The sequence below is a fragment of the Sutterella parvirubra YIT 11816 genome (assembly GCF_000250875.1).
In the GTDB taxonomy this organism is placed as follows: domain Bacteria; phylum Pseudomonadota; class Gammaproteobacteria; order Burkholderiales; family Burkholderiaceae_F; genus Sutterella; species Sutterella parvirubra.
In genome coordinates, this window is the sequence record NZ_JH604922.1 from 1 (window position 1) to 5,063 (window position 5,063).

A 5,063-nucleotide genomic window follows, 5' to 3' on the forward strand; every position below is an offset into this window, starting at 1 on the left:
TGGTGGGCGAAGTCCTCATGGACGCCGGCGTCTCGAAGAAGGACGTCGACCTCGTCGCGTTCGGGGCGGGGCCGGGGGCCTTCACGGGGCTTCGCGTCGCGTGCGGCGTCGCCCAGGGGCTCGCGTGGGCGTTGGACAAGATGACCGCGCCGGTCGCGAACACCGAAGCGCTCGCGCATGCGTTCGCCAAGAAGGAAGGTCTCGCCCCCAAGACGCGCATCTTCGTCGCGAACGACGCCCGCATGGCGGAGTGCTACGCGGCGGTCTACGAAGTCGCCGCTGCGGGTGAGCGCCTCGTCACCGTCACCGCGCCCGAACTCATGAAGCCCGAGGCGGTCGCCGCGGCCGCCCGCGAAGCGGGCGCCGCCCTGATTCTGGGGAGCGCCCCCGCGGCGTACCCGGAGGCGTTTGAGGGCGTCACCGATCTTCGGATCGTCGCCGAGTCGGCGAGCCGACCCGCCGCGATCGCGGAGATCGCGGTTTTTGAGGCGGCCTCGGGCGAAACCGTGCAGCCGTCGCTTGCGGCGCCGCTTTACGTCAGGAACCGCGTCGCGCTCACGATGGCCGAACGCGCCGCCGGGGAGCGCCTCTGATGCGGGCGGGCTCTCCCACCATCCGCCCCATGACCGCGGACGACCTCGACGAGGTCGCGCGGCTTGAGCACGAAGTCGAGGTGACGCCCTGGTCGTGCTCGGGCTTTGAGGATGCGCTGACGCACCACCGCCGCGCGGTGGTGCTGGAGGATGAGGGCCGCATCGCCGCCTGGGCGGTGCTGATGCCGGTCGTCGACGAAACCGAACTTTTGATTCTCGGCACCGCGAAGGCGGCGCAGCGAAAGGGCTTCGCGACGGCCTTGATGCGCCACGAAGTCGACTGCGCCCGGGCGGACGGGATGGTCCGCATGCACTTGGAGGTGCGCGCCTCGAACGCCCCCGCGATCGGGCTCTACGAAAAGCTGGGGTTCGAGCGGGTGGGGCTCCGGAAGGGCTACTACCTGGTCGACGGGCAGCGCGAAGACGCCGTGCTGATGTGCCTGGAAATCACCAAAAACGGCGGGGAGGACGCGCGATGACGGACGACATGAAGGAAGCCCTCACCGAGCCTTTTGCCGAACCTTTCCCCGAACCGTTCGGCGAGGAAGCCAAGGGCTGGAAGCCCTATTGGGATCAGTTGGGATTGGGCCCCCTTTGGGTGCGCCGCAACGTCCCCGACCCCTTCGCGGACGACGTTCCCGGGTTTGAGCGCGTCCCGCCGGTGCGGAACGCCATGGCGGCGCGGTCGGTGCAGGCTACGGCCCCCGGCGGCTCGCCCGTTCCGCAGGTCGCCGCCGGTACGGTCGGCGTGGGCGGCGTCGGCGCGGGGCCGCGCCCCGAATTCGCCCGCACGGCGCCCCCGCGGCGCCCGGGCCCGCCCGAGGATCTCCAGCGCCGTACCGCCCGTCCCGTCGCCGGGATGCCCGGGCAGGGCGCTCAGTCCGCTCAACCGGCTCAGCCCGCGGGCGCGAAGCTCGCCCCCGAGATCGCGGCGGAAATCCCGACCGCGGACTGGAAGCGTCTCTGCGAACTCGCGAACGGCTGCCGCGCGTGCCCGATGGCGGCCTCGCGCCAGCACGTCGTCTTCTCGGACGGCGAACCGGGGCCCAAACTGGTCGTCGTGGGCGAAGCCCCGGGGAGCGAAGAGGACCTCCAGGGGAAGCCCTTCGTGGGGAAGAGCGGTCAGCTTTTGACCGCGATGCTCGACGCCATCGGCGTCGTGCGCGGGGAGGACGCCGTCATTTTGAACACCCTCAAGTGCCGTCCCTTCCAAAACCGCGACCCGCTCCCCGACGAACTCCAGGCCTGCGAAGCGTTCCTGCGCCGCCAGCTGGAGATCCTCGCCCCGGACGTCGTCTTCGTGATCGGGCGCTTCGCCGCCAAGTCGATGCTCCCCGAGATGGGGGACGCGCCCCTGGGCCGCATGCGCGGGGCGGTGCACGCGATGACCGTCGCCGGGAAGAAGGTTCCCGTCGTGGTGAGCTACCACCCGTCGTACCTTCTCAGGTCGCCCGACGCCAAGGCGAAGGCCTGGGAAGACCTCGTGCTCCTTCGCCGCACCTGCCGCGAGGCGGGGATGGCCTTCCCGGACCGTCCGCGCCGGGCGAAGGCGTAAGGGCGGAGCGCCGAGCGCACGAAGAACCCGGAGAAGAAGACATGGACCGATCCGACCAGAAACGCATGCAGGATGAAGCCTGGAACGACGCTTGGGACGAGGCGCTACGTGCCTCGCACCGCGAGGCCCGGGCGACGTTGACCGCGGCCGTCGCCGCGTTCCTCTGGTTCTGGGGGACGCTTTTTCTGTTTCTTGAAACCGGCGGCTCGGTCTTCGGGCTTCCGCTTTGGTTTGCGGCCTCCGTCGTGGGCGGGTGGGTGCTGACCACCGCCGCCTCGTGGTGGCTCACGTACCGGGTCTTCGCGAAGACCCCGATCGAGGTGCCGGGGAAGCCGGAGGCGCAAGCGCGTCCCGACGACCGGAATGAAGCCCCGACGAAGGAGGGCCGCCCGTGAACGTCCTCCTTCTCGTTCTTCCGAACGCCGTCTTCTTCGTGGCGCTCATGCTCCTCACCTTGCGCGCCGAGCGCGCAAGCCGGGCGGCGGCGATGGAAGACCGCGCCGCGAAGCGCGGCGGCTTCGGCCTCGAATACTTCCTCGGGAGCCGGTCGCTCTCGGGCGTCGTGCTCGCGATGACCCTGACCGCCACCTACGGGAGCGTGAGCAGCTTCGTCTCGGGGCCGGGCGTCGCCTGGCAGCTGGGGCTCGGCTGGGTCGTCTTCGCGGCGCCGCAGATGCTGGCCGGGTTCTTCCTCCTGGGTCTTTTGGGCCGAAAGACCGCGCTCCTCTCGAGAGCATTCAACGCCGTCACCGTGGTGGATCTCATCCGCGCGCGCTACGCGTCGAAGACCTTGGCCGTGCTCTCCGCGCTGGCGCTTCTGCTCTTCTTCACCGTCATGATCGCGGGGCAGTTCGTGGGCGGCGCCGCGGTCCTCGCCACCACGACCGGTCTCCCGCACGCCGCGGGGCTCCTGGTCTTCGGAGGCTTGACCGTCCTCTACACGGCCTTCGGGGGCTTCCGGGCGGTGGCGGTCACGGACACGCTCTGCGCGGTGCTGATGGTCGCCGGAATGCTGATTCTGGGCGGCGAGCTCTTGAGCCTTGCGGGGGGCTGGGACGCCTTCACCGCGGGGATCGCGTCGGCTTCGACTTTGAACGCCTCGGGCGCGACGGGTGCGGCGGGGAGCTTCATGACCCCCGATGCCGGTGGGCTTTTGCCCTGGCCGCTCCTTCTCTCCGCTTGGGTGCTCGTGGGCTTCGGGACGGCGGGGCTGCCCCAATCGATCGTGCGCGCGATGAGCTACCGCACGAGTGCGGACCTCCATCAGGCGATCCGTGTGGGGACCTTGGTCTGCGGGGCGCTCATGATCGGGATGACCTTCATCGGGGTGCTGGCCCGCGGGGTGGTGTCCGCCTGGCCCGAGGGGCTTCCCACCACGGACCACCTCATTCCCTACGTCCTCACCCAGCACATGAACCCCTTCGTCGCGGGGGTGACGCTGATCGGTCCGCTCGCCGCGACCATGTCGACCGTCTCGTCCCTTCTCATCGCGGCGGCGTCCGCCGTCGTGCACGACCTTCTGAAGCTCACGGGGCCCGAAGTGGAGGACGTGCGGGTGAAGCGGATCGCCCGCTTCGGCACCGGTGCTTTGGGCGTGGCCGCGCTCCTGATCGCCCTCGATCCTCCGAGCATCGTCGCCTGGATCAACCTGGCCGCCTTCGGGGGGCTGGAGTTGACGTTCCTCATTCCCTTCGTAGGCGGCCTCTACTGGCGGCGGGCGAGCGCCGCGGGGGCGGTCGCGGCGATCGTCTCGGGGCTTCTGACCTACGGGGCGCTGCTGCTCGTAAAGCCCGACCTCGGGGGTTGGCACCCGGTGGTGCCGGCCTTCGTCGTGGAGGCGTTGGTCTTTGCGGCGTTCGGGGTTTTGAACCGGAAGTCCTTGGAAGGCGAGGCGGCGAGGTTCTTCCCGCGCAGGTGAGGGCAGGCTTTCTGGGGGCTGCGGGAGGGCGTTGAACGCCACCGAACGCCACCCTTTCCGGACAGATTCGCCGTGCGTCAAACCTTTTGTCGGCGCTTGAACGGCGGTTCTCTAGAATTTCACGGATCCGACCCCCGTCCCCAGGCATTCCCCGCATCATGTCCGCCTCGCCTCTCCGCCGCATTCCCCGCACCGTCTGGGTGCTCGGGTTCGTCAGCCTCCTGATGGACGTTTCGTCCGAGATGATCCACGCGGTGCTGCCGCTTTTCATGGTGCAGGTGTTGGCGGCCGACGTCTTCTGGGTGGGCTTGATCGAAGGTGCGGCCGAGGCGGTCGCCCTGGCCGCCAAGGTCTTCTCCGGCGTCATCGCCGACCGGTTCGGTCGGCACAAGGTGCTGGTCTTCGCGGGCTACGCTCTGGGGGTGCTTTCGAAGCCCGTCTTCGCGATCGCCGACACCGTGACGACCGTCTTCTTCGCGCGCTTCGCGGACCGCATCGGGAAGGGGGTGCGCGGCGCGCCTCGGGACGCGATCATCGCGGACGTCTCGCCCAAGGAACTCCTGGGCGCCTCCTACGGGCTTCGCCAATCGCTCGATGCGGCCGGGGCCTTCGTCGGCCCCGCCATCGCCGCAGCGCTCCTCTTCACCCTCACGGAAGACGCCTTCCGGACGATCTTCTGGCTGGCGTTGATCCCCGGGGCGCTCTGCCTGATGCTCATCCTGGCGGGGGTCGAGAATCCGAAGACCCCGGAAGTCTCGGGGCCGAGGAAGCCCCTTCCGATCACGCGTGAGGGTCTGAAGCGCCTCACGCCCGCCTTCCGGGCGGTGCTGGTGCTGGGCGTGCTCTTTTCCTTGGCGCGGTTCTCGAACGCCTTCATCGTTCTGCGCGCCGCGGACGCCGGGATTGCGAACGCCTGGATCCCGCTCGTGATGGTGGGGATGAATCTGGTCTTCTCCGCATCGAGCTACCGTACTGATAGATCTAACCGAATCTACTC

Annotated in this window: 6 protein-coding genes; all 6 read left to right on the forward strand. The window is 69.2% G+C overall.

The window, feature by feature from the left end; translation table 11 throughout:
- Positions 1-593: tRNA (adenosine(37)-N6)-threonylcarbamoyltransferase complex dimerization subunit type 1 TsaB (gene tsaB, locus HMPREF9440_RS03340; protein WP_040763416.1), on the forward strand; the 593-nt coding region annotated here is incomplete at its 5' end.
- Positions 593-1,072: a ribosomal protein S18-alanine N-acetyltransferase gene (gene rimI / locus HMPREF9440_RS03345; RefSeq protein ID WP_008541507.1), complete on the forward strand. Its 480-nt coding sequence runs from the start codon at positions 593-595 to the stop codon at positions 1,070-1,072. The genes tsaB and rimI, both read left to right, overlap by 1 nt.
- Positions 1,069-2,148, forward strand: a complete 1,080-nt coding sequence (locus HMPREF9440_RS10440; protein WP_008541508.1) for a uracil-DNA glycosylase — start codon at positions 1,069-1,071, stop codon at positions 2,146-2,148. Before rimI ends, HMPREF9440_RS10440 begins: the two co-directional genes overlap by 4 nt.
- A 41-nt stretch (positions 2,149-2,189) precedes the next feature.
- Positions 2,190-2,543: a YhdT family protein gene (locus tag HMPREF9440_RS03355; protein ID WP_008541509.1), complete on the forward strand. Its 354-nt coding sequence runs from the start codon at positions 2,190-2,192 to the stop codon at positions 2,541-2,543.
- On the forward strand, positions 2,540-4,066 hold the full coding sequence (panF, locus tag HMPREF9440_RS03360; RefSeq protein WP_008541511.1) for a sodium/pantothenate symporter: 1,527 nt from the start codon (positions 2,540-2,542) through the stop codon (positions 4,064-4,066). Before HMPREF9440_RS03355 ends, panF begins: the two co-directional genes overlap by 4 nt.
- 158 nt (positions 4,067-4,224) lie before the next feature.
- Positions 4,225-5,063: MFS transporter (locus HMPREF9440_RS03365; RefSeq protein ID WP_008541512.1), on the forward strand; the 839-nt coding region annotated here is incomplete at its 3' end.